Raw genomic sequence first — 20,529 nt, forward strand, 5'->3', positions numbered from 1 at the left:
CAAAAAGGGACAGGGGGCCAGGCCGCCTTTCTGGAGAACCGGTGCAGCGCAGGTGTATGCCAATTCGGCACGCATTTTGCTTCGATAATTCTGTCACCGGCGGACGGAATAGCCGATTTCCGATCGCCCGCAGGGAGCGGTTCGTGACGAAGCGCTTCTTGCGGCAGCCATGACAGGCGTATCCGCCGGATAGAGTCAGTGGAGGCAGATTGTTGCAGTGCACGACATACCACTGTCACATCAGCCCCAATGTGCTGTCGCGGGCGGTGTACCTGAATTGAGCAATTTCAACGTGATACAGGATTTCTGGACAGTCGACCTTTCCAGATAATCATTGAGCTTTTCGGGAAAGTGTCCAGCCACCTATTCGGCGCGCGCCCTTACTACCTCCTGCCGCCACAGCTCGCGCTCCCGCCGATGCGCTTGCCCATCGCCACCAGGTTGAGCCGGCTCGTATGATGGCAGCCCGTGGTCAGGCAATGGATATCGGCCTCATGCCCCAGCGCCAGCATCTTGCCGATGGTGTCGATCTTCAGCGGATAGGCGATCTCGGGAAGCTTGAACATCCCGGCCGATATAGGGTGGCACCAGAAACGAAAAAAGCCCCGCCCGGCCGGAGCCAAGCGGGGCGCGCCTTGAGAGGGCGAAACAGATCTACATGCCGCGCAGGACTCGCCAGATATCGGTCCAGTAGTAGGTGACCACCGAGCCGAGCGAAGCGAAGGCGATGCCGGTGACGCCGAGTGCACCCATGCCCATTAGCTTCCAGCGCGTCACCTCGGCGCCTGCGAGGAAGACCCAGACGGGCAGCGTGATACCGAAGACGAGGATCGGCAGCACCCACTTCTTCAGGAAGAGGCCAATGGCGACGGACATCAGCAGTCCCTCAACACGCCGTGGTGGAGGAAGCCGTGGAAGCCGGGCACGCCGATCGACCCGGCACCGGCCCCGCAGGTGTTGCCGACCTTGTCGACATGCACTGTTTCGCCGACTGTGCCATGCCGGCACCAGCAGCGATGCTCGGTGTCGGCAGGCTTGTCGCAATTGTTGGCGCGGCTGTCGATGTGCCACCACGACGTCTTGTTAATGATGCCTTCCCTGGAATAGGGAACGACGCAGACGATCGACTTCCCATCATATCCCTTCGGGCCAGATCTCGCCTCGAGGAGGGCTCCGACGGTTTCATCCGAGCGATGCGCAGCGCAAGGCCATCGCCGAAGGCGCGCATATCTATCTCGAACTGTTGCACTTCCGAGGCCCTTTGGCGCCAAGTCTTCTAATGGTCATGAGCGAGCCCTCCGATACGGACAATTTCCGTTTGTGGTGGAGGGCTCAGACCAACGGCCCATACCAGCCGAAGTCGGACGAGTCGCCGCGCCCGGTGACCGTCGAAGAACGCGGCCGGAAAATCGTGGCCGAGCATCTCAATGTCGGCGCCGAGAGGGTGACGGACGGCGCCAGCTTCATCGAAGACCTCGGCGCCGACAGCCTCGACCTCGTCGAACTCGTCATGACCTTCGAAGAGGAGTTCGGCATCGAGATCGCGGACAGCGATGCCGAGACGATCCTGACGTTTGGCGAGGCGGTCAAGTACATCGATGGAAAGGCCAGCAACCGTGGCTGACGTGACCGGCCCGATCTCCTCGCTGCCTGGAAGCGGGCACGACTCCCGGACGGGACGATGTGCGACGACCATCCGGATCGCCCCGCCGTCGCTCGCATCCAAGGCGAGACCGACAGCTTCGGCTCTGAGATGAACGACATGTGCGAGGAGTGCCTCGCCGCCTACCGCGAGGAGATGAAGAACGCCGATTGGTCCGGCACTTGCGACTGGTGCAAGACCCGCAAGCCACGCCTGCGGCCACGCCGCGACTACGAAGTGGGCATGTCCGGGCGCGTCTACGACGTCTGGGACGACTGCACCAAGCGCGTCGAAGATGAAGCCCGCGCGGAACTCGACTCTTACGGCGATGACTTGGACGACTGCGAAAACGACGAGGATTATGATGGCTGAGTACATGCATCTGATTGGCGCCGAAGAGGTGCGCAGCGCCGGCAACGCGATGTCGGGTGCCGCAAGCGAGATGCGCGGCGCGGCATCCTCGATCGACAGCGCCTTCGAACGCCATCACCGGTTTCTCGACGACTGGCTTCAGCGTTTCGAAGCCGCGATGGAGCGCGCCGAACGTGGGTTCGGCTACGCCATGCGAGCGCGAAAAGGCGCGGGGCTGCACCATGGCTGAAGCGATACGCGCATGGTCGCCACAGCAGGCCGCCGCACTCGACGCCGTCGCGCACTGGTACGGCAGCGGGTTGGAACAAGAAACAGGAAAGTTCAGAAGGAGAGATCGCTATGGCCGGTTCACTTAACCGCGTGATGTTGATTGGAAATTTGGGGGCGGACCCGGAGATCCGCAGGCTCAACAGCGGTGATCCGGTGGTCAACATCCGGATCGCTACATCGGAGAGCTGGCGCGACAAAAACAGCGGTGAGCGTAAAGAATGGCGTAACGTGTTGATTTTCAACGAAAATATCGCCAAGCTCGCGGAGCAATACCTCAAGAAAGGCATGAAGGTCTATCTCGAGGGCCAGCTGCAAACCCGCAAGTGGCAGGATCAGGGTGGCGCCGATCGGTATACGACAGAGATCGTCCTGCAGAGGTTCCGGGGCGAGCTTCAGATGCTCGATACCAGGAATGGCGGTGATGGCGATCGCAGTGACGATCGCGGCGGACGGCAGGAAAACCGATCAAGTGGTGGTGGCCGCGGTGGTGGCGACTTCGGCAGCAGCGGGCAGGGTGGTAGCGGCGCTGGCCGACGGTCGAACAGTGACCTTGACGACGACATACCTTTCAGTCCGGAGTGGCGCTGATGGCTGGCGCCGGGGAGCTGAAGCCGTGCCCGTTCTGCGAAGGGCAAAAACCGAAGCTCGGTATCGTGCGCGACGGCTATCGCGTGCAGTGCACATCCTGTGGCAGCGCTGGCGCACCAGAATTCCACGGTCCTCCGTCAATTGCTTCGTCGAAGGATCGCGCCATCGCAGCCTGGAACCGTCGCGCCACCCGCGCACCACGGAATACTGCTTGGTTGATCGAGCGCAAGGATGGCATCGGCAAGTATGGCAGCCCTTACACCCAGCCGCACTGGTACGCCGAAAGCGAAGATGGCGGCTGGCACTGGTGGACGCCCGACGCCAACGAGGCGAAGCAGTTCGCATCGAAGGCTGAGGCCGAAGCTTTCCCCGCCTACCAGATGATTGCGACCGATCCTGCTATCAGCGTGACAGATCACGTCGACGAGTTGGCACCAGCACCAGGAGAGGCAGACGAGTTGGTGTCGCGGCTGAATGTTCGCGCGGCGCACCTGGATAGTCTGCCACGTTTTGACGTACCGCTGGGAGACGTTGAACGCGAAGCTACCGCTGCAATCGCCGCCCTGACGGAGGAGCGGGATGTGCTGGCCTCCAAACTGGACCAAGCCGTCAACACCACGCAGCCGATGATCATCAGTCGAGTCGAGGATATCCGAGCAAAGACGTTCGAGCGCCAATATCGGCAGGCCCTCAAAGACCATGCAACAGCTATGGCCGAGATCACCCGTCTACAAGCCGAGTTGGCTGCGGCGCGTGACGCCGACCTGTTCTGGGACGATGACAATCCCGAAGAGAGTTACCGCGATGTCGAGGACATCTTCTGCGAGATAGGCGAAGCGGCAGCATTCCTGCTGGTTCGCCGGGCGAAGTCGCTGCCAGAGGCGTGGGTGAGCGGAGTTCTTGATGCCGAAAGCAACGCTTGGATCATCACGTATCACGACAGCAAGGAAGCCGCTCTCCCGTCTACACGACGGTGAGCAACCTTCTCACTAATCCTGTTTATGCCGGTGCTTACGCCTTTGGCCGAACCGGAAGTCGGACGATAATCGAAAATGGCCGCAAGCGAATCGTGCGCGGGCGGCGCAAAGCTCGCTCAGATTGGGCAGTCTTGCTCGTTGACCATCACGAAGGCTATTTGTCCCTGGGCAGACTTTGAAAGGAACCAACGGCTGATCGCTGACAATGCCAACGGCAAGGGCATGATGGTGCGCGGGCCGGTGCGCAAGGGGGAGGCTTTGCTTGTCGGCTATAATGGCGCCAAGGGTGATGTCGGCCGCTATACGTGTGACGCGACCCGGAGCAATCCTGACGGTGACCCCTGTATCTCGTTTGGCGCATTGCGGGTCGACGAGGCGGTGGGAGTCGAGATCGTGCGGTTGCTGCAACCGCTCGGCGTTGAAGCGGCCATCCAGGCGATCGCGCAGCGCGAGCATCAGTCTGGCGAAAAACAGCGGCAGATCGAGTTGGCTCTCGAACAGGCGCGTTACGAGGCGACACGGTCGACCCCGAGAATCGTCTGGTTGCTCACGAACTCGAGCGGCGGTGGAATGGCTTTGCGACGCGGGCGCGCCGACAGTATTACCCGCCTGGCGGTAAGAAAGAACCGGCGGGGTCAAACGCGGTGGACCGTCGAGCCTGAGACGGTGGAGTTGATCCGCGCCTGCGCACGAATGATGCCTGACAAGGCTATTGCTGGCATGCTCAACCGAGCAGGAAAGCGGACAGGTCGATCAAATGGCTGGACACAGTCGCGAGTGCGGGGCTTCCGCAACACGCACGACATCGCCGTCTACAGGGATGGCGAATGGGCCGAGCGCGGCGAAGTCACGTTGACCGAGGCCGCCAGGATGCTCAATCTGAGCCCCGCGACGGTCCTTCGTCAGATTCGTGCCGGCATCATCCCCGCCGAGCAATATTGCAAAGGCTCATCTTGGGTCATCAAACGACGGAATATCGAAGATTCTATGATCGCCGCCCTGCCAATGCAACAACAAATGAATCTGGTCACCCTCGACGTCTGCCACGACCTCGCGCAACACGACCCGCATGATACGCTTACGCGTGACGGCAGTGGCCGCCGGATGATGCCAGGCGGCCTCCACCAGTTCGGCCCCCATTTGCAACAGGCGCTGGCGCTCCTCGGCGCTCAAAGCGGCCGGTCGCTGTCGGAGCAGGACCTCCAGTTCTTCCTCGAGTGCCTGTACGGTCGCATCTGATCGAGCCCGCCGGCCCGTGCCTCAACGGGCCGTCATCATCAAATCCGGATCAAAACACCTTTGTCTTTCAATAACGTAGCGAGATGGGCATTATGACGTGGGACCAGGTCCGGTGGCGGCGTTGAGCTTCATGACGGCGGTCGACGATCCGTCGCGGTTCCGCCGCTCGCGCGATGTCGCGGCGTACTTCGGGCTGACATCGCGGCGCTGGCAGTCAGGCACCTCGATCGACGTCCAGGGCCGCATCTCGAAGGCCGGCGATGGCGATGTGCTGCGTGCGTGCAAATTCCGAGGGAAGTCGCCCCCCGATTCCGAGATGATGTCGCCCCTCGTTCCGAGAATTAACCGCCCGCTGATTCCGAAATGATGCCGCCCCCTGGTGGCGGTGTTTGGGCCGGGTGCTCTGCTGGTGGAATGTTTCTTCTTTTGGGTTGTCCAGGGAAGGAACGAAATGCCTGCCGAGAGAGTGACCATGCGGTGTGTCCGCGAGATTTTGAGATATCGATTTGAAGAGGGCCTTGGCCACAAGGCGATCTCATACCGTGTGGGCGCAGCGCCCTCGACGGTGCGCGAAACGCTTCGCCGGGCGGAGGCTGCCGGCCTGGCCTGGCCGTTAGGGGATGAGATCACGGACGCGGTCCTGGAGGCTGCGCTCTACAAGGCGAACGGGACGAAGACGGGGCACCGCCGCAGCGTGGAGCCGGACTGGGCTTACGTGCATCGCGAGTTGAAGCGCAAGCATGTGACGCTGCAGATCCTTTGGGACGAATACATCGAGCGTCACCCCGATGGTTACCGTTACAGCCGTTATTGTGATCTTTACAGAGGCTGGGCATCCAACCTGCCGGTGACGATGCGGCAGAACCATGCCGCTGGCGACAAACTCTTCGTCGACTACGCCGGCGACACTGTGACCGTGGTCGTCGACCGGCTGAAGGGCAAGACGCGGCAGCGGTGGAGTTGTAGGTGATGTGCATGAACCGGCGTCTACCGCCTCCTCACAAGAAGATACTATGACAACGCCGCTGCGGAACTTATGACTGGATCGGTGAGGGTCTCGTGTGATCACCGTAATCCTCCGCTGCGCGGAAGTCGTCGCAGCTCCGCGCCCCCCAGAACCCTTCTGCCCACAAGCACTACTGCTTATTGCAGATACCCGATTTCATTTCCAAGACCTCAAGCTTGACGAGTTTGCCCGAAAGCGAGAAGTCGCCATAGTCCATCGCGAGGTCGCGTGTAATGCCAGTCTCGTGCAACTTGAAGCTAAGGCGCATTTGTGGCATTTCCTCGCCGCCCTTCCCGCTGTCGTCGAAATAGGCCATTTCGATCGGCCAGATGCGACCCCTTGCCAGCTTGGCAAGAGCCGGCACCTCAGGATCTTTTTGGTCGATTTGGGCGTTCTTGCCGATCAGAATGCTCGTGGTCATGGCCTTGACGCCGTCGTCTGCGCCGTCGAACTGTCTAGTCTCATAAAAGGTCTCGCCGGCATCGGCACGGTTCACTAGGTCAAGTATATGCTGTGTCGGAAACTGTGTTGGGCCGATGTCGAAATCCTGCTGCTCCGGCTTTTCCAGCCTGACAGTGACGTTCTGGCCCTCGCGTTTCGCCGTCCCTCGCACCTCTTTCTGGAGTGCCTGGTCGACATAGGTTTTAGTCATGAACGAGAAGGACTTGCTGTCGGCATCCTCGAAGGTCGTCATTTGCTGGTCAGTCAGCCCGCCTGCTGTGTCTGAATCGATACGTGTCACAATGCGGGTATTAGTTGTATAGCCTAGGCAGACAGAGCCATTGAACTCGTAAATCATACGGCCCGTTACGCCGCTAATCCCTGATCTCTCAGATGCTTTGACCAGCGCAAGATCGTAAACAGCACGATGAGGCAACGGAAGGCGCGCTGCTGAGGCGGTGCCCGACAGCGCAAAGACACAAAGGGCGACGATAGGAAGGGCGAGCCGTGTCGAAATACGCATTCGAAACCCCCGTTTGGTTGCAACCCGGCCGGATCTGCCGTTGCCGCTCTATAGGAGGAGCAAGAGCCGCGCCAACTGCGTAGGAGGAGCTCAGAAAATCTGTTTTGCATTTTATTCAACGGCTTAACTGAGAGTGCGGCGGCACGCCGGCCGAACATCACCGTGTCGCGGATGCGGCAACCCGACACTTCGTGGCGCGGTGTTTAGCATCTTGACGAGGTGGTGATTTTGTCAGGAGGCGCAAACTGTGCATTAGCAAAGACCCACAGTACACGCCGCAAGGGTGAGGACGGGTTGATGTGATTGGAAGGAGGATTCTTCGCCAAAAGGATCCCGCCATGCCAACCACGGTTCACACCGCCCTCATTGAGACCCTAAGCCGTCATTTTGCGCTGCGCAATTCGCGCCTGGAAACACTCGCGGTTCTGATCATCGGCCTGGTTCAGGGCCGCACAGTCAATCTCAGTCATGTGGCAAGCCAATTCCCGGGAGCAGCGCAGCACGGGTCGAAGTACCGCCGCCTGCAGCGCTTCTTCCAGTTGATCCGGCTGGATCAGGCGCTCGTCGCGCAGGTCGTCGTGCGCATGCTGAACCTGTCGCGGCCCAAATGCCTAGCGCTCGACCGCACCAACTGGAAAGTCGGCTCCAAGGACATCAACATTCTCATGCTCGCCATCGTGACGCGGCGCTTCCGGGTGCCGCTGCTTTGGACCGTGCTCGACCACCAGGGCAACAGCAACAGCGGCCAGCGCATCGAACTGATGCAGCGTTATCTGAGCCTGTTCGGCGCGGCCTCGATCGAACTGCTGCTTGCCGATCGCGAGTTCATTGGCGCTGGCTGGATCAAATTCCTGATGGAAAACAAGGTTCCGTTCGCCATTCGCGTCAAGGTCGGCCAGTGCGTCGCCCTGACCGACGGACGGCTCTGGACAATCAACTCCCTCTTGCGAAAGCGCCGCAAGAGCCGCGCCATCTCGACCCTCAAGGCCAGCCTGCCGGACGCAACCGCCACTCTGTCGTTCGCGGCCAAATGGATCGATGGCAGAAAGGGCCAGGAGGGCGAATGGCTAGTCGTCATGACCAACAACCCAAACGCCAAGGCCGCAATCCATGCCTACAAGAACCGTTGGGCCGTCGAATGCCTGTTCGCCGACGCCAAGACACGCGGCTTCAACATCGAAGACACAAGAATGACCGCACCCGACAAGATCGACACTCTCACCGCCATTCTCGCCATCGCCATCACCTGGGCCTATCGATGCGCAACCCAGACCATGGGCATGAAGGCCATCAAACGCAAAGTACACGGCTGACGCGAGAAATCCTGGTTCCGCATCGGCCTCGACGCTCTAAGGGCATGGATCAGTTTCTCTCCACAACTCGCTATCGACGCATGGGCCAAACCCTTCCCTAAACGAGCTATGGCGGAAACTGGGTGATGACGGTTTGAGGAGAGCGGCGTATCGAGGCGGGTGATGAAGCCTACCAGAACCTCTCAAGGAGAGCGATACGCCATGAACGAGACTACCAATGTTTTGCGTCTTCGTCAGCCCGACGAAATTGAGGATCCCCTGACGGATGTGCTGCGCACCGGGGCGCGCAAATTGCTGGCGCAGGCGATCGAGATCGAGGCCGAGACGTTTCTAGCCGAGATGCGGGATCTCAAGCTCGCCGACGGCCGTGCCCGGATTGTGCGGCATGGTCACGGCCCGGAGCGGAGCATCCAGACGGGGATCGGGCCAGTGCCAGTCAGCCGGGTGAAGATCCGGGATCGCGGCGCGAATGGCGAGGTTGATCGGCTCCGGCTGGTGGGAAGCCACAACTGGACCACCGCAGGGACGGGATACAACCGCGACGCTAGCCTGATCTTTTATGACCGCGACATCGCGAAGTTCTATCAGGACATCTTCCTCTACGACTGGAATCGAATCGGCCCGGCCAAGGTCGACGAGTCCTTGCCGATGCCGATAATCGTGACTGCGGCCAATGACACAACGCCACATCCTGGCTACGCTGCGGTTCCGCTTTCCGAAATCCTGGGACGTTGATCAATAGGATTTGTTTCGGTCGAGTCAAACGATGTCGAGCGCATAAGCGCACGGCTCATCGACACTTTAGCAAGATTACGAATCCATTAGTCTCCAAGCGGTTCCAAGGGTGCTACTTGGAACGTAGTCCTGCTGCCAACCGTATTGTCGGCACTAACGAGAAGGCCGAGGCCGCCAGCCATTGTGAGGAGGCGTTAGGCCGCAGGATACGCGGCTACCGTTGCCTGTGCCTTATGGCACTAACCGTTGCCGATGATCTTGCTGGCGAAAGCAACGCCATCCGCCATCAGAAACATAGTCAGAGCGATAAAGATCCGGAGCATCAGGTAGCTCATCGTAGCATCCTCCTTTGGAACGCTACCAGAAAATGTAGGTCTACGGCCTGACGCCATCCATCTAGACGACGAGGATTGGGAGCGGTTCATCCAGCCGATCGAAAAGCTGCGGACCGCCCTGTGGGCCCGACCGCCGTCGATCTTGGATGCCTGCGGCCTCCCTGTCGAGGCGGAGGTTGCGGAGAGACAGGCGGCCCATCGGCGGACCGAGGAAGAGCGTGCGGCGGAAGCGCAGCATCGCGCCGAGGAAGAAGCCAATGCCCGCGAAGCCGAAGTCGGGAAGGTCGTGCGCGCTGCCATGGGGACGGATGCCATCACATGGATGTCGACGCCTCTGGAAGGCCTCGCGGGCCTATCTCCGGCGGAAGCCGCCAGACGCTCGAAGGACGGCGTATGGAAGGTCATCGCGGCGCTTGATCGATGGCGGGACGAGCGCGCCGCCGATGCCCGTCGGCTCGAGCAGCGCGAGCAGAGCCTATCCAAGCTTCGGAATGCTGCACGGGAGAGCTTCGGACGGCCCGATTTCGCAGATTTGTGGATAAGACAGCCTTGCAAGGGATTGGCCGGAAAGAGGCCCGAGGATATCTGCGTCGACGACCGATCTCTCGAAAAGTGCCTCGAATTCCTTCCTGGCAAGAAGGCCCGCCGCGCCTGACTGCGGAGACGGTGCAGCCGCCTCGGGAATACGTTCGCCTCGAGGCTGTGAAAAGCGGGCATGACAAAAGGTTTCGCAACCGCAGCCCTCTCTTGCGTCGTAAGATTCATGCCGATCTTCAAATAAGGAACGGATTTATGGATCGAGAACCCGTCGACATTCAGCAGGCGCACCGTGCTTACATCGCTGCCATTGAGCGGCTGCAACTCGTCGCGCATTATCTCGACCGCGCTCATATGGGGCGATCGGCAACCGATTCGGAATTGGCAGACATCCATGATCGGCGCAAAGCGAAAGAGACGGCGCTCCGCAAGATCTGTACGTGGCCTTGTCCAGACTTCGCAACGCTGCGCAGCAAGGCAAAGATCCTGCACGGAATACTGATGAGCGGCGAGACGCTGGGAGGGAACGAACAGAAGGCCTTGGTGCAGTCGATCTTGCAGATGGATAAAGCCACATCTGTCCGATTCGAATAATCCGTGGCTGCTTTACGCGTGGCATTCTCTTTCGCCTGATGCGAAGGCCGTATGGCGGCTCAAGCGCCGAGCCATCCGTAGGTGCCCTGTGACAACTTGGAGCCCATACGCTACCACGTCAGAACGACTCAGGAGGGTGTTATGGCTTCGTTTTCCCAGGAACAGCTGCAAGCCATTGCGGATGCACTTGCGGATACTTCAGAGGGATTGAGAGGCCCCGAAATTGGTCACCTTCTGACGAGCTGTCATATTGAGGATACTGATCCCGCCATCACGAAGAGACATCGTCTCTATAACGCCTTCGCCCATGAGCAGAATACGCGCCGCGATCGCACTCGCATCATGGGGTTCATCCGGAAGGCCATGAAGCCGGCGCGGTTCGCCCGCGAGCCTGAACGCTTCGAGCCAATGCGTGCGAACCTCAACCGGGCGCTTGCGTTCACGGGGCTTTCGGTCGCCGCTTCCGGCGAGCTGTCGAAGGCAGAAAAGGTCGAGACGCTCGGGCAAGCGGAGCGGCGGGCACGGGAACTCCGGGAAGATCTCGCGTCGCGAGGCGTGCATCCGGATGTCATGAGGTTCTGTCGGCAAGAGCTGCTGCAGGACAACTATTTCCACGCCGTGCTCGAAGCGGTGAAAAGCATCGCCGCCAAGGTGCGGTCCCGCACCGGGCTCGACGACGATGGCGCCGTGCTCGTCGACAGGGCGTTTTCGGGGATGCCTCCGATGCTGGCAATCAACGCCCTCGCGACCAAGAGCGAGCAGGACGAGCAGAAGGGCTTCGGCAATCTGCTGAAAGGGACGTTCGGGATGTTCCGCAATCCCACCGCACACGAGGCTCGGATAAACTGGACGATGTCGAAGGAGGATGCGGAGGACTTGCTGTCGCTTGTCTCGTTGATTCACCGTCGTCTGGACGCTGCCAGCATGCCACCGCGAGCATGATGCTTCAGGCAACTGCGGCAGTTGACGCCGCCGTGTATGTTCTATATTTGTTCCCGCCACCATGAAACAGGCATCGCTCCTCATACGCTGATCGCGCACCGCCGCTGCACCCTCGCAGCGGCCGATCATTCTTGCGTATGCGTAGGAGCGTCCCGTGACCGCCCACCTCGAAATCGAACCCGACCAGCTCGCGTCCGTCCGCGCCGATGCCGCGCGTCTTCATTTTCATCCACGCGGAACCGTTCGTTGCGGCGGCGCGCCTCTGTTCAGGAACCAAGCCGCGCGTGACCTCGGATGTCTGCTCGACGTCGACCCGGCGGTGGTCGAATGGTTATGTCTTCCGCTCGTACTGAATCGACAGGGCGACAGCCACATTCCGGATTTCCTTGTGGTTCGGGAGGAGGGGACTTCGATCGTCGATGCAGTGTCGGAAACCAGTCGTCTGGAGCCATGGATCGAGAATGCTGCCGCTGAGGCGGGCTATCGATATGACGTCCAATCGACGGTTATTGCAGGGCACAGGCTGGCCAATTCCATGGACCTGCTTCGGTATGCCCGTTGGCACTGTCCGTTGGGCGACCGGGTTCGCGTCCTGGCGGCGTTGGACGAGCACGGCTCTCTCACTGTCGCCGAATGCCTGACGGCCTTCCACGAGACGGTCCCGATAGCGGGGCTTTCGTCGCTGGTCCTGCGACGTTTCGTCGAGATCGATCTCGACGAAACCAGGATCGGACCTGAGACAGCGGTTCGCCGCATCCGCAGCTGAACGTTGCTTTCGAACATCATCGCTGCTGCGCCCCAGAGTGCGCCGAGCCATCAAAGTCAGGACATCCAATGAAACGCCTGTCGAAAGCGCTGAGCGCGAAGCTCGCCTTGAACGCGACGCGGTTCGCCGCTTATTGCTCGGTAATGCGGGCACTCCGGGACCAACGGGACTTCCTGTCGGGAGGACCGGCCGTAATCGTCCTGATCGCGCCGAGGGAAGAGGACGTGGATATTTACGAGGGCGCGTCCAAATTCCCGGCAAAGGGGGAATCGCTTATCACCGGAAGCGTGTACGATCGCGACCGGACGCTCGTCATGACGGTCGAACCGGATGGGCGAAAAAAGTCCGAACGGTTCGACCTCCTCGGGATCACGGGTTCCAACGACCGCATCGTCGTCGTTACGCATTCCCGCGACCTTCTCGCGGAAAACGTTGACGCGGTTGCAGATGCTGTGCTGGTGCTTCCGGCCATCCAGCCCCGATATCTCAAGGCGGCCGCCCGTTTCTGCCGCAACCAAATCCTGTCGGACGAGGATGCTTCATTCCTGGCGACGGTCCCTCTGCATGTTCTCGCCGCAATCTGGCGCAAGGGCAGGGCGCTGAACAAGGTCTTGCAAGCGGCTCGCGCCACCATGGTCGCTCCAAAGTCGAGCGTAGGGCAGGGACCGACATTGGACGACCTCCATGGACTGGGCGCCGCTGCCGCCTGGGGAAGGGAGCTTGCCGTCGACTTAGTGGACTGGCGAGCAGGCAAGATCGGGTGGTCGGAAGTCGACAGGGGAATCCTGCTCAGCGGGCCGCCGGGGTCGGGCAAGACGATGTTCGCCGCGGCTCTCGCGCGAACCTGCGGAGTCCATCTTGTGTTGGGTTCGCTGGCGCGCTGGCAGGCAATGGGCCACTTGGGAGATCTTTTGAAGGCGATGAGAGGGGCGTTCGCGGAAGGCATGAAGAACGCGCCCTCGATCGTGCTCATTGACGAGATCGACTCAGTTGGAGACAGGCAGGCCTTTTCCGGGCCAAACGCACAATATAGCCGGGAGGTCGTCAATGGCCTGCTGGAGTGTCTCGATGGATCCGGCGGCCGGGAAGGCGTCGTCGTGGTCGGCGCGACTAACTTTCCCCACATGCTGGATGCGGCGCTGACTCGCCCGGGCCGCCTCGACAGGCATGTGAACATTCCGCTGCCGGACATGATGGGACGACGAGGAATTCTTGGTTGGCATCTAGCCAAAGCGTCGTCTTCTCTGGACCTGACTTCCGTAGCCGCTCGCACGGACGGCTGGACAGGGGCGGCCCTGGAACAGCTCGCCAGGCAGGCGCGTCGCCGTGCGCGCCGTGCGCGGCGCGACCTCGAAACCGCGGACTTGCTCGCCGAGTTGCCTGAACTCATGTCTCTCCCTGAAGCCTTGCTGTGGCGAAACGCGATCCACGAGGCAGGCCACGTGGTCGTCGGCCTGGCGCTTGTCGTCGGCGATTTCAGGAGCGTGGAGATCATCGACACCTTCGACCCGACAGGCGAAACCACGCAACGGGGAGGAGGGGCTCGTTTCGACGAGCGGCTCTTTCCGGAACGGACGAAGGCCGGATTCCTCGACCGGATCGCCGTCGCGCTTGCAGGACTCGCAGCCGAGGAGGCTGTGTTCGGTTCGAGGTCCGCCAGAGGCGGGGGAAGGAAAGGTTCGGACCTTCACATCGCCACGGTGACCGCCCTGGAGGTGGAAGCCGCGTACGGGCTGGGTGGAGGCTTCACGTTCCTGTCGGGAGCAAGCGAGGAGGAACTGCTCGTGACGCTGCACATGAACGGCGACCTGCGGTTTCGGGTTGAGAAACTGCTTGCTGATGAATTCCAGCGTGCGAAGATCCTGATCGAGACCAGGCGCGAGGAGCTTCACTGGCATTGCGAAGGCCCTGCTGCAAAAGCGAAGGCTGTCAGGATCCGAAGTGGACGAACTGATCGATATTCAACATCGGTCTGGCCGTCAGGAGTCGACCATTGGCCTATCCGATCATATCAGCACATGAGGCGAGGAACTTTCGGGGCAGGCTCCTGGGGCTCTCCCGATGCATCGACATCCAATCTCCAATCTGGAAGCAGGCGGACTGTCGGCAAAAGCTCAAGCTTTCCGGTTGTCCGCTGGTCAAACCCATCGCGAACCGGACGAATCCGCCAGTCGCCTGAATCCAACATTTCTGGAAATTTTGGTGATATTGCCCCGGCTGCCTTGCGATGGCTGTTAAGCCTGATCCGAAGAGACCATCAACGTTGCCTTCACCCGCTCTCTCCGAGGTAGCGATGCAACAGAACCGTGTTATGAGTGGTTATCACTTAAAACACGTGGCGGAGTTCCGCCCAGAAGGGAGATTATGTCCAGTATCGATGGCGGTATTTACGATTTACTCGGGATATTCGCCGTACTTGCCCTCGTCGCCGCCAATGGTTTCTTTGTCGCGGCCGAATTTTCACTTGTGGCCGTTCGTCGCAGCCGCGTCACCGAATTGGTAAATGCTGGCAGGCTTAATGCAGTTGCCCTGAAGCGCGCCGTCGACAACCTTGATGCCAATCTGGCGGCAACACAGCTTGGCATCACCATATCTTCCCTCGCGCTCGGATGGATCGGCGAACCTGCTCTCGCCCACCTGATTGAACCCTTGCTGAGCATGTTACCGGGGTCCCTTGCTACAGTTGGCTCGCATGCCATCGCGGTAGCCATTTCCTTCGTCATCATCACGGCACTTCACATCGTGCTTGGTGAATTGGCGCCCAAGAGCTTGGCGCTCCAGCGCAGTGAAGGTACAGCTCTCTGGGTGGTCCGCCCTCTCGGGCTGTTTCTATTCCTGTTGCGCCCCGCAATCGTCGGTCTAAACGGCCTCGGTAATCTTGTGCTGCGCCTTTGCGGACTGCGGCCGGGTACGGGCGAGGAGTCCTTGCATTCGCCCGAGGAGCTTAAACTGCTTGTCGCCGCCAGCCAGGAGGCCGGGCTGCTGCACCAGGCACAGCAGGAACTGGTCGAACGCGTCTTCAACATTGGCGACCGCCGCATTGCCGATATCATGACACCGCGTCGCGATGTCGACTGGATCGATGCCGATGACAGCATGGACGAGATTTTGCGAGCGGTCCGGGACTGCAGCCATGAGCAGCTTCTGGTCGGACGTGGCGGGGTGGACGAACCCCTAGGTATGATCCTCAAGAAGGACCTCCTCGACCAGGTGCTCGATGGCAAAACTCTCGATCCAATGGCCGTCATCCGCCAGCCCGTAATCGTCCACGAAGGAACGCCGATTTTCCGCGTGCTTGACCAGTTCAAGAAGGCACCAGTGCGGCTGGCCATCGTCATTGACGAATACGGCAGCCTGGAGGGCGTCGTCACCCAAACCGACCTGCTTGAAGCCATTGCTGGCGACCTGCCGGACGTGGAGGGCGAGACTCCTGACATCGTCGAGCGCGATGACGGCTCCCTGCTGATCGACGGCATGATGCTGGCGCACGATGCCTTTGCCCGCCTTGGCTTCCGATCTGGATTGGCAGAAGGCGATTTCCACACCATCGCCGGATTCGCCTTGTCCCAGCTTGGGCATCTTCCGGAAGTTGGCGAACAGTTTGATTACGAAGGATGGCACTTCGAAATCCTCGACATGGACGGAAGGCGCATCGACAAGCTGCTTGTGCGCCGCGAGGCCGCTACATCCACTGCTGCAGCCATTTGAGGCCGAAGGCGCCGGGTGCCAGTATGCCCGTCGCCCACAGGATCGCCGAACTGATATTGGCGATTTGGAAGGTCAGCGCGGGCATCTCGCAGATGCCCGCGACCAGCGGCACGGAAGCGCGCAACGGGCCCGAGAAACGGCCGATGAATACGCCCGGCCCGCCCCAGAGTTCGAAGAACCGATGGCCGCGTGGCAAAAGGTTGGGGTAGCGCATCAGCGGCCAGTAGTTCGAAACGCTGTGTCCCAACTTGGTGCCGATCCAGAAGGACAGCCAGTCGCCCATGAAGGCGCCGACAATGGCCGCCAGCCACAACGGCCAGAAGGCGATGCCGCTTTCGCCGATCAGGAAGCCGACGCCGAGCAGGATGACGGTCGCGGGAAGCAGCAGCGAAATTAACGCCAGCGATTCCCCGAAGGCCAGCACAAGCACCAGCGGCACACCCCATGCTTCGTGTTCGCGAATGAAGGCGACCGTCGCCTGCGTGATCTCGGTGAGGCTCATTCCGTGTCTTTCCGCCTTGCTTCGAGGTTGGCAGCCCAGCCGTGAAGCACCGCGCCTTGCGTGGGTGACAGCTTTGGCGTGTCGATGCGCGACTGTCTTTCAGAGGCGGCCCTTCGAAGCAAGCTTCCATGTCGGCGCGGCATCGGGAACAGCGTTGGCTCCGGTAAGTGTCGATTTACGCTAATTGCGCGCAATTCGAGGAGTGGGGGTTTCCGCGTATTAACCTCTCACATCAAGGGACCTCCACGACGTGGCCAAAGTGACAAACTGAGCTGGCTGTCCCGAAGTCGCAGCATTTGAATTGCGGCTTGCAACAACCACAGGGTCTTGATCCCGCCCTGTCATTTTTTTGCACAGCTGTCGTCCGGAACGACGAAATGCCCTGTCGTCCCGGACCTGAAGCGAACATGCCCTGCTCGATCTGACAGGGCATGTTCGAACGTCCCGTCACATCATGCGCTTGATGTCGGCATAAGCGCCGTCCGTCTTCAGCGTCACGGTGACTTCGGCATCGGTCCGATTGCGCCAGAACCAGCCATGGTTGCCGTCGAAAGCGGCTTCGAGCACGCCTTCGCTGTCCGCCACGCCACGGCCCTTCTCGTAGCTGATCGTCTTCCCGCCGCCGTCACCGTGCATGTCGAAATTCACGGCAGCTCCGTTGGCCGTCCATGAATAGGCCGCCTTGGCTCCGATCGTCATCGCAAGCTTGACTTCCGCGCCTTCGCCCGGTTTCAGCGTAACCGATATTTCGTCGGTGCGTCCCGCGGGTGCTGACTGGGCCGTGGCGGAACCGATCACCAGTTCGGCGAAGACGCGTCCGAGCAGGCTCGATTCCTGGTCGGGAGCGGCGGGCGCAGGGGCTTCGCCCCGCTGACCACCGACACGGTCTCGTTCCACCTCGTCAGCGAGTTGGGTTTTGATCTCGCCCATCTCGGTGAGATTGAGTGCCCGCCCGATGCCAGTCGGATCGATGGCATATTCGGCAGGCAGCACGATGGTTACGAGGATGGCAGCAGCTGCGACGATGGCGATGGCAGTCGAGCGGAGAAGCTGTCTGGAGGTCGGCAGTTCGGCGCGGGTTGGAATGTCGGTGTTGTACATGGGAGAAGTCCTTTTCTTGACGTTCAGGAAACAAACAAGCCAGTGAGCTGATATCCGATCAGCACGAACCCGGCGGTCATCATGACTGTGTTGGCGGCATAGGCGTGACGCCAGAAACTGTCGGTCCGCCGCCAGTAGCCCATGACGATCAGGATGGCGGCGAGCGCGAGAAGTTGGCCGATTTCGACGCCGACATTGAAGGCGAGCAGGTTGGGCACCAGGCCATCGGGCGAGATGTCGTATTCGATGATCTTGGTCGACAGGCCGAAGCCGTGGAAGAAGCCGAAGATCAGGGTCGCGACCTTGGTGTTCGGCTGGAAGCCAAGCCACCGCTGGAAAGCGCCCATGTTGTCGAGCGCCTTGTAGACGACCGACAGACCGATGATAGCGTCGATGACGTAGCTGTTGATGCCAACGTTGAAATAGACGCCAAGCAGCATGGTCATGGAATGGCCGAGCGCGAACAGGCTGACATAGATGCCGATGTGCTTCATCCGGTAGAGGAAGAAAATCACGCCGAACAGAAACAGGATGTGATCGTATCCCGTCACCATGTGCTTGGCGCCGAGATAGATGAAGGGCAAGAGATTGATGCCCGAAATCTCCTGGATGTAGCCCTTGTCGCCTGCGGCGACCGCATGGGCGAAGGCCGCTCCGGCCAGGAGGGGCAGGATCAGGAGAGCGAGCAACATGGGAACGGCGGGCCGCCAGCGCGCGCAAGGCGAGCATGGCGGGCCCTGATAGCAGGGTCCTTGCATGAGAATTCCAATCTTCGTCGTTGAGGGTAGCCGCACGAGCGGCCGCGATCATCCGGCGAGGATAGGTCGCGGAGGGCGATCGAGCCGGGAGCTTGCTTCCGGCTCGGGGAAGGACGGCGGACAAATCACCCAGTTCCGCCCAGTCGCAGGGACGGCCGGCGCGAAGTCCAGAAGCGTGTTCGCCGTCTCGTGCGAGTGGTCGGCCGGATTGTGGCCATGGGAATGGCCAGGCCCCTGATCCTCGGTCGCACCGTCATCGTGGACGTGCCCGTGAGTCTCGATCTGTCCCGCCAGTTTGGCGTGACGGGCGGCCTCGGCGGCGACAAGCGCGATGGGATCGTGCGAGACCGAACTGCCCGCAGGCGAGAGCAGCATGCCGAGCGTCATCGCGAAAGCGACGACGAGGCGAAAGGCTGCGCTATGGACCCAGTTCGGCATGCTTGGCGATTATTCTCTAAAATCTTAACGAGTGGTTACGTGCACCGGAATCGGAGCCAGTTTGAGGCTTGTATATCCCCTCCAGGAGGATAGTATCAAGAGATGAGCGAACAACCTCACGTCCACGAAACCCATCCCGAGATCGTCAAGCGGCTGAAGCGAGCCGATGGCCATCTCAAGAGCATCATCGAGATGATCGAGGCGGGTCGGCCCTGCCTCGATGTCGCCCAGCAGCTTCATGCGGTCGAGAAGGCGGTCTGCCAGGCGAAGCGGACGCTGATCCAGGACCATCTCGACCATTGCCTTGAAGACGTCGTTGGACCGCTGGCGCGCGAGCAACGCCGCTCGATCGACGAGTTCAAGGAAATCACCAAGTACCTGTGAGCATCCCCATGATGGGCAAGATACGCGACTGGTTCGGCTTCGGCCCTATGACGCAGGGCTTCGGCGGGCATGGACATGATCATGGCGAGGGCGGTCATGGCCACACGCACGGCGTCATCGATCCGACGATCGCGACGACCGACCGGGGCATCTGGGCCATAAAATGGTCATTCGTCATACTGGCCATCACGGCAGCGCTTCAGCTCGTCGTCGTATTCCTGTCCGGCAGCGTGGCGCTGCTGGCAGACACAATCCACAATGTCGGCGACGCGGTCACCGCCATACCGCTGTGGATCGCCTTCGTGCTGGCTCGCCGAAAACCCAGCATGACATTTACCTACGGCCTGGGTCGAGTCGAGGACCTTGCCGGAATCCTGATCGTCCTCATCATTCTCTTCAGCGCCATCGTCGCTGGTTACGAGGCGATCGACAGGTTGATCAATCCACGGCCGATCGCGTTTCTCGGCTGGGTCGCCATGGCTGGCATCATCGGTTTCATTGGGAACGAAGCCGTTGCGGTGTTCCGTATCCGTGTGGGCCGCGAGATGAACAGCGCGGCGCTGATCGCGGACGGGTACCACGCACGTACCGACGGGTTCACGAGCTTGGCGGTTGTCCTGGGCGCCATCGGCGTATGGCTTGGCTTCCCGCTGGCCGATCCGGTCATCGGGCTCTTGATTACGGTGGCCATCTTCGCGATCGTCTGGCAGTCTTCGAAGGCGGTGCTCACGCGCATGCTTGACGGCGTTGAGCCTGGCATCGTCGATGAAATCCATCATGCCGCCGAACACGTGCCCGGCATCGAGCGTGTCCAAAGCGTGCGGGCGCGCTGGATCGGCCACCGCCTGCATGCCGACGTTGCCATCAGCGTCGCGGACGCGGCGACGGCCAAGGACGTCCTTGGCGTCATCGAAGCACTCAAGGGGGGAACTGTTCGCCCACCTGCCGGCGCTGGCCGAAGCGAATGTCCGCCTGGAAAGCCCGGCCGGGTCGGACAAGGGCACGCAAACGTCTCATGCCCACGGTCATCATGCGCCGGCGCCTTTCAAGGTTGCGTGCGATCTGGCCGCTGGGACATTGGAAATCGTCGGCACCGCTGCGGGTGAGCGGATGCGCCTCACCGTCGATCGGCATGCCGATGATTTGACCGCCAGGTGATTATCGAGCGCCCCAACGGGCCGGAGACGCTTCGCCTCGAACCCGTCGCCGACAATCATCATCGCCTTGAAAGCAAGGTAGCCCCTGCCGAACCCCATGAATTCCAGGCGAGGCTGGTCTTGGCCGCGAAAGATCGTGAGCAGGTGCTGCCGTTCAAGATGGCCGAGCCGGAAGGCCACCATCACTGAGATCGGGGCCGC

Annotated in this window: 25 protein-coding genes and 3 pseudogenes; 20 read left to right on the plus strand and 8 right to left on the minus strand. The window is 60.8% G+C overall.

All coding sequences use genetic code 11. The annotated features are described in order from the left end of the window. Positions 1–383: 383 nt before the first annotated feature. The 3 genes from AC07FD_RS13850 to AC07FD_RS13860 form a co-directional block, all read right to left on the minus strand. Positions 384–566, minus strand: coding sequence for a hypothetical protein (locus tag AC07FD_RS13850; protein WP_095081666.1), 183 nt, complete (start codon positions 564–566; stop codon positions 384–386). Between the two features lie 88 nt (positions 567–654). Beyond that, positions 655–876 (minus strand): DUF1515 family protein, encoded by a 222-nt coding sequence (locus tag AC07FD_RS13855; protein ID WP_245330994.1) that lies wholly within the window; start codon positions 874–876, stop codon positions 655–657. Next, positions 876–1,271: a hypothetical protein gene (locus tag AC07FD_RS13860; RefSeq protein WP_095081664.1), complete on the minus strand. Its 396-nt coding sequence runs from the start codon at positions 1,269–1,271 to the stop codon at positions 876–878. The genes AC07FD_RS13855 and AC07FD_RS13860 overlap by 1 nt, the downstream gene beginning before the upstream one ends. A 110-nt stretch (positions 1,272–1,381) precedes the next feature. Here AC07FD_RS13860 and AC07FD_RS13865 point away from each other — a divergent pair, with 110 nt between their 5' ends. The 9 genes and pseudogenes from AC07FD_RS13865 to AC07FD_RS13905 all read left to right on the plus strand — a co-directional run. Beyond that, positions 1,382–1,624 (plus strand): acyl carrier protein, encoded by a 243-nt coding sequence (locus AC07FD_RS13865; RefSeq protein ID WP_245331001.1) that lies wholly within the window; start codon positions 1,382–1,384, stop codon positions 1,622–1,624. Positions 1,625–1,681: 57 nt separating this feature from the next. After that, complete coding sequence (locus tag AC07FD_RS13870; protein WP_478350321.1) at positions 1,682–2,014, plus strand: hypothetical protein; 333 nt, start codon at positions 1,682–1,684, stop codon at positions 2,012–2,014. Next, complete coding sequence (locus AC07FD_RS13875; protein ID WP_095081660.1) at positions 2,007–2,243, plus strand: hypothetical protein; 237 nt, start codon at positions 2,007–2,009, stop codon at positions 2,241–2,243. The genes AC07FD_RS13870 and AC07FD_RS13875 overlap by 8 nt, the downstream gene beginning before the upstream one ends. Positions 2,244–2,353: 110 nt before the next feature. Then, complete coding sequence (gene ssb, locus AC07FD_RS13880) at positions 2,354–2,872, plus strand: single-stranded DNA-binding protein (protein ID WP_478350322.1); 519 nt, start codon at positions 2,354–2,356, stop codon at positions 2,870–2,872. Then, complete coding sequence (locus AC07FD_RS13885; RefSeq protein WP_095081656.1) at positions 2,872–3,849, plus strand: Lar family restriction alleviation protein; 978 nt, start codon at positions 2,872–2,874, stop codon at positions 3,847–3,849. The genes ssb and AC07FD_RS13885 overlap by 1 nt, the downstream gene beginning before the upstream one ends. Continuing rightward, positions 3,846–4,028, plus strand: a complete 183-nt coding sequence (locus AC07FD_RS13890; RefSeq protein WP_245330993.1) for a recombinase family protein — start codon at positions 3,846–3,848, stop codon at positions 4,026–4,028. The genes AC07FD_RS13885 and AC07FD_RS13890 overlap by 4 nt, the downstream gene beginning before the upstream one ends. Before the next feature lie 691 nt (positions 4,029–4,719). Beyond that, the gene (locus tag AC07FD_RS13895) at positions 4,720–5,088 is read left to right on the plus strand and encodes a helix-turn-helix domain-containing protein (RefSeq protein WP_245331000.1); all 369 of its coding nucleotides are present in this window, start codon (positions 4,720–4,722) and stop codon (positions 5,086–5,088) included. Positions 5,089–5,188: 100 nt separating this feature from the next. After that, positions 5,189–5,368, plus strand: a pseudogene (locus AC07FD_RS13900) (transposase); the annotation flags it as partial. A 192-nt stretch (positions 5,369–5,560) separates the two neighbouring features. Beyond that, positions 5,561–6,040: pseudogene (locus AC07FD_RS13905) on the plus strand (IS21 family transposase); the annotation flags it as partial. A gap of 184 nt (positions 6,041–6,224) precedes the next feature. Here AC07FD_RS13905 and AC07FD_RS13910 read toward each other — a convergent pair. Further along, positions 6,225–7,058 carry a cell envelope integrity EipB family protein gene (locus AC07FD_RS13910; protein WP_095081654.1) on the minus strand — a complete coding sequence of 278 codons (834 nt, stop codon included), beginning with the start codon at positions 7,056–7,058 and terminating at the stop codon, positions 6,225–6,227. Positions 7,059–7,396: 338 nt separating this feature from the next. Between AC07FD_RS13910 and AC07FD_RS13915 the strand changes: the two genes are divergently transcribed. The 8 genes and pseudogenes from AC07FD_RS13915 to AC07FD_RS13950 all read left to right on the plus strand — a co-directional run bounded on the left by AC07FD_RS13915 (position 7,397) and on the right by AC07FD_RS13950 (position 15,988). Next, entirely contained in the window at positions 7,397–8,371 is a 975-nt protein-coding gene (locus tag AC07FD_RS13915) for an IS4 family transposase (RefSeq protein ID WP_095081653.1), read from the plus strand. A gap of 201 nt (positions 8,372–8,572) precedes the next feature. Then, positions 8,573–8,875, plus strand: a pseudogene (locus AC07FD_RS13920) (IS256 family transposase); the annotation flags it as partial. A gap of 708 nt (positions 8,876–9,583) precedes the next feature. Next, positions 9,584–10,096 carry a hypothetical protein gene (locus AC07FD_RS13925; RefSeq protein ID WP_095081649.1) on the plus strand — a complete coding sequence of 171 codons (513 nt, stop codon included), beginning with the start codon at positions 9,584–9,586 and terminating at the stop codon, positions 10,094–10,096. Between the two features lie 137 nt (positions 10,097–10,233). Beyond that, positions 10,234–10,572, plus strand: a complete 339-nt coding sequence (locus AC07FD_RS13930; protein WP_379018629.1) for a hypothetical protein — start codon at positions 10,234–10,236, stop codon at positions 10,570–10,572. Between the two features lie 141 nt (positions 10,573–10,713). Next, the gene (locus AC07FD_RS13935) at positions 10,714–11,514 is read left to right on the plus strand and encodes a TIGR02391 family protein (protein WP_478350323.1); all 801 of its coding nucleotides are present in this window, start codon (positions 10,714–10,716) and stop codon (positions 11,512–11,514) included. A 154-nt stretch (positions 11,515–11,668) separates the two neighbouring features. Beyond that, on the plus strand, positions 11,669–12,280 hold the full coding sequence (locus AC07FD_RS13940) for a hypothetical protein (RefSeq protein ID WP_478350324.1): 612 nt from the start codon (positions 11,669–11,671) through the stop codon (positions 12,278–12,280). Positions 12,281–12,348: 68 nt separating this feature from the next. Next, entirely contained in the window at positions 12,349–14,571 is a 2,223-nt protein-coding gene (locus AC07FD_RS13945; RefSeq protein WP_095081643.1) for an AAA family ATPase, read from the plus strand. A gap of 73 nt (positions 14,572–14,644) precedes the next feature. Continuing rightward, a complete protein-coding gene (locus AC07FD_RS13950) occupies positions 14,645–15,988 on the plus strand; it encodes a hemolysin family protein (RefSeq protein WP_095081641.1) in 1,344 nt (447 codons plus the stop codon). On the opposite strand, the gene AC07FD_RS13955 is transcribed toward AC07FD_RS13950, so the two are convergent. The 4 genes from AC07FD_RS13955 to AC07FD_RS13970 form a co-directional block, all read right to left on the minus strand. Beyond that, on the minus strand, positions 15,963–16,490 hold the full coding sequence (locus AC07FD_RS13955; protein WP_095081639.1) for a DedA family protein: 528 nt from the start codon (positions 16,488–16,490) through the stop codon (positions 15,963–15,965). The genes AC07FD_RS13950 and AC07FD_RS13955 overlap by 26 nt on opposite strands. 447 nt (positions 16,491–16,937) lie before the next feature. Further along, positions 16,938–17,591, minus strand: a complete 654-nt coding sequence (locus tag AC07FD_RS13960) for a transmembrane anchor protein (protein WP_095081637.1) — start codon at positions 17,589–17,591, stop codon at positions 16,938–16,940. 23 nt (positions 17,592–17,614) lie between these two features. Continuing rightward, positions 17,615–18,283, minus strand: coding sequence for a HupE/UreJ family protein (locus AC07FD_RS13965; RefSeq protein ID WP_245330991.1), 669 nt, complete (start codon positions 18,281–18,283; stop codon positions 17,615–17,617). 114 nt (positions 18,284–18,397) lie between these two features. After that, entirely contained in the window at positions 18,398–18,787 is a 390-nt protein-coding gene (locus tag AC07FD_RS13970; protein ID WP_095081633.1) for a hypothetical protein, read from the minus strand. A gap of 102 nt (positions 18,788–18,889) precedes the next feature. Between AC07FD_RS13970 and AC07FD_RS13975 the strand changes: the two genes are divergently transcribed. From AC07FD_RS13975 to AC07FD_RS13985, 3 genes are read left to right on the plus strand one after another with little or no spacing between them, the layout of a single operon-like run. Continuing rightward, positions 18,890–19,171: a metal-sensing transcriptional repressor gene (locus tag AC07FD_RS13975; protein WP_095081632.1), complete on the plus strand. Its 282-nt coding sequence runs from the start codon at positions 18,890–18,892 to the stop codon at positions 19,169–19,171. Positions 19,172–19,179: 8 nt separating this feature from the next. Then, a complete protein-coding gene (locus AC07FD_RS13980; RefSeq protein ID WP_478350325.1) occupies positions 19,180–20,277 on the plus strand; it encodes a cation diffusion facilitator family transporter in 1,098 nt (365 codons plus the stop codon). Between the two features lie 48 nt (positions 20,278–20,325). Further along, the gene (locus tag AC07FD_RS13985) at positions 20,326–20,517 is read left to right on the plus strand and encodes a hypothetical protein (protein WP_478350326.1); all 192 of its coding nucleotides are present in this window, start codon (positions 20,326–20,328) and stop codon (positions 20,515–20,517) included. The last annotated feature ends 12 nt before the right edge of the window (positions 20,518–20,529 follow it).

Source organism: Mesorhizobium waitakense, assembly GCF_056431085.1.

Coding starts and splice junctions, on each gene's coding strand:
- AC07FD_RS13960 (WP_095081637.1), bottom strand. CDS start 17,591: ATGTACAACACCGACATTCCAACCCGCGCCGAACTGCCGACCTCCAGA.
- AC07FD_RS13850 (WP_095081666.1), bottom strand. CDS start 566: ATGTTCAAGCTTCCCGAGATCGCCTATCCGCTGAAGATCGACACCATC.
- AC07FD_RS13945 (WP_095081643.1), top strand. CDS start 12,349: ATGAAACGCCTGTCGAAAGCGCTGAGCGCGAAGCTCGCCTTGAACGCG.
- AC07FD_RS13855 (WP_245330994.1), bottom strand. CDS start 876: ATGTCCGTCGCCATTGGCCTCTTCCTGAAGAAGTGGGTGCTGCCGATC.
- AC07FD_RS13910 (WP_095081654.1), bottom strand. CDS start 7,058: ATGCGTATTTCGACACGGCTCGCCCTTCCTATCGTCGCCCTTTGTGTC.
- AC07FD_RS13955 (WP_095081639.1), bottom strand. CDS start 16,490: ATGAGCCTCACCGAGATCACGCAGGCGACGGTCGCCTTCATTCGCGAA.
- AC07FD_RS13975 (WP_095081632.1), top strand. CDS start 18,890: ATGAGCGAACAACCTCACGTCCACGAAACCCATCCCGAGATCGTCAAG.
- AC07FD_RS13930 (WP_379018629.1), top strand. CDS start 10,234: ATGGATCGAGAACCCGTCGACATTCAGCAGGCGCACCGTGCTTACATC.
- ssb (WP_478350322.1), top strand. CDS start 2,354: ATGGCCGGTTCACTTAACCGCGTGATGTTGATTGGAAATTTGGGGGCG.
- AC07FD_RS13870 (WP_478350321.1), top strand. CDS start 1,682: ATGTGCGACGACCATCCGGATCGCCCCGCCGTCGCTCGCATCCAAGGC.
- AC07FD_RS13935 (WP_478350323.1), top strand. CDS start 10,714: ATGGCTTCGTTTTCCCAGGAACAGCTGCAAGCCATTGCGGATGCACTT.
- AC07FD_RS13970 (WP_095081633.1), bottom strand. CDS start 18,787: ATGCCGAACTGGGTCCATAGCGCAGCCTTTCGCCTCGTCGTCGCTTTC.
- AC07FD_RS13885 (WP_095081656.1), top strand. CDS start 2,872: ATGGCTGGCGCCGGGGAGCTGAAGCCGTGCCCGTTCTGCGAAGGGCAA.
- AC07FD_RS13965 (WP_245330991.1), bottom strand. CDS start 18,283: ATGTTGCTCGCTCTCCTGATCCTGCCCCTCCTGGCCGGAGCGGCCTTC.
- AC07FD_RS13875 (WP_095081660.1), top strand. CDS start 2,007: ATGGCTGAGTACATGCATCTGATTGGCGCCGAAGAGGTGCGCAGCGCC.
- AC07FD_RS13915 (WP_095081653.1), top strand. CDS start 7,397: ATGCCAACCACGGTTCACACCGCCCTCATTGAGACCCTAAGCCGTCAT.
- AC07FD_RS13895 (WP_245331000.1), top strand. CDS start 4,720: ATGCTCAATCTGAGCCCCGCGACGGTCCTTCGTCAGATTCGTGCCGGC.
- AC07FD_RS13980 (WP_478350325.1), top strand. CDS start 19,180: ATGATGGGCAAGATACGCGACTGGTTCGGCTTCGGCCCTATGACGCAG.
- AC07FD_RS13950 (WP_095081641.1), top strand. CDS start 14,645: ATGTCCAGTATCGATGGCGGTATTTACGATTTACTCGGGATATTCGCC.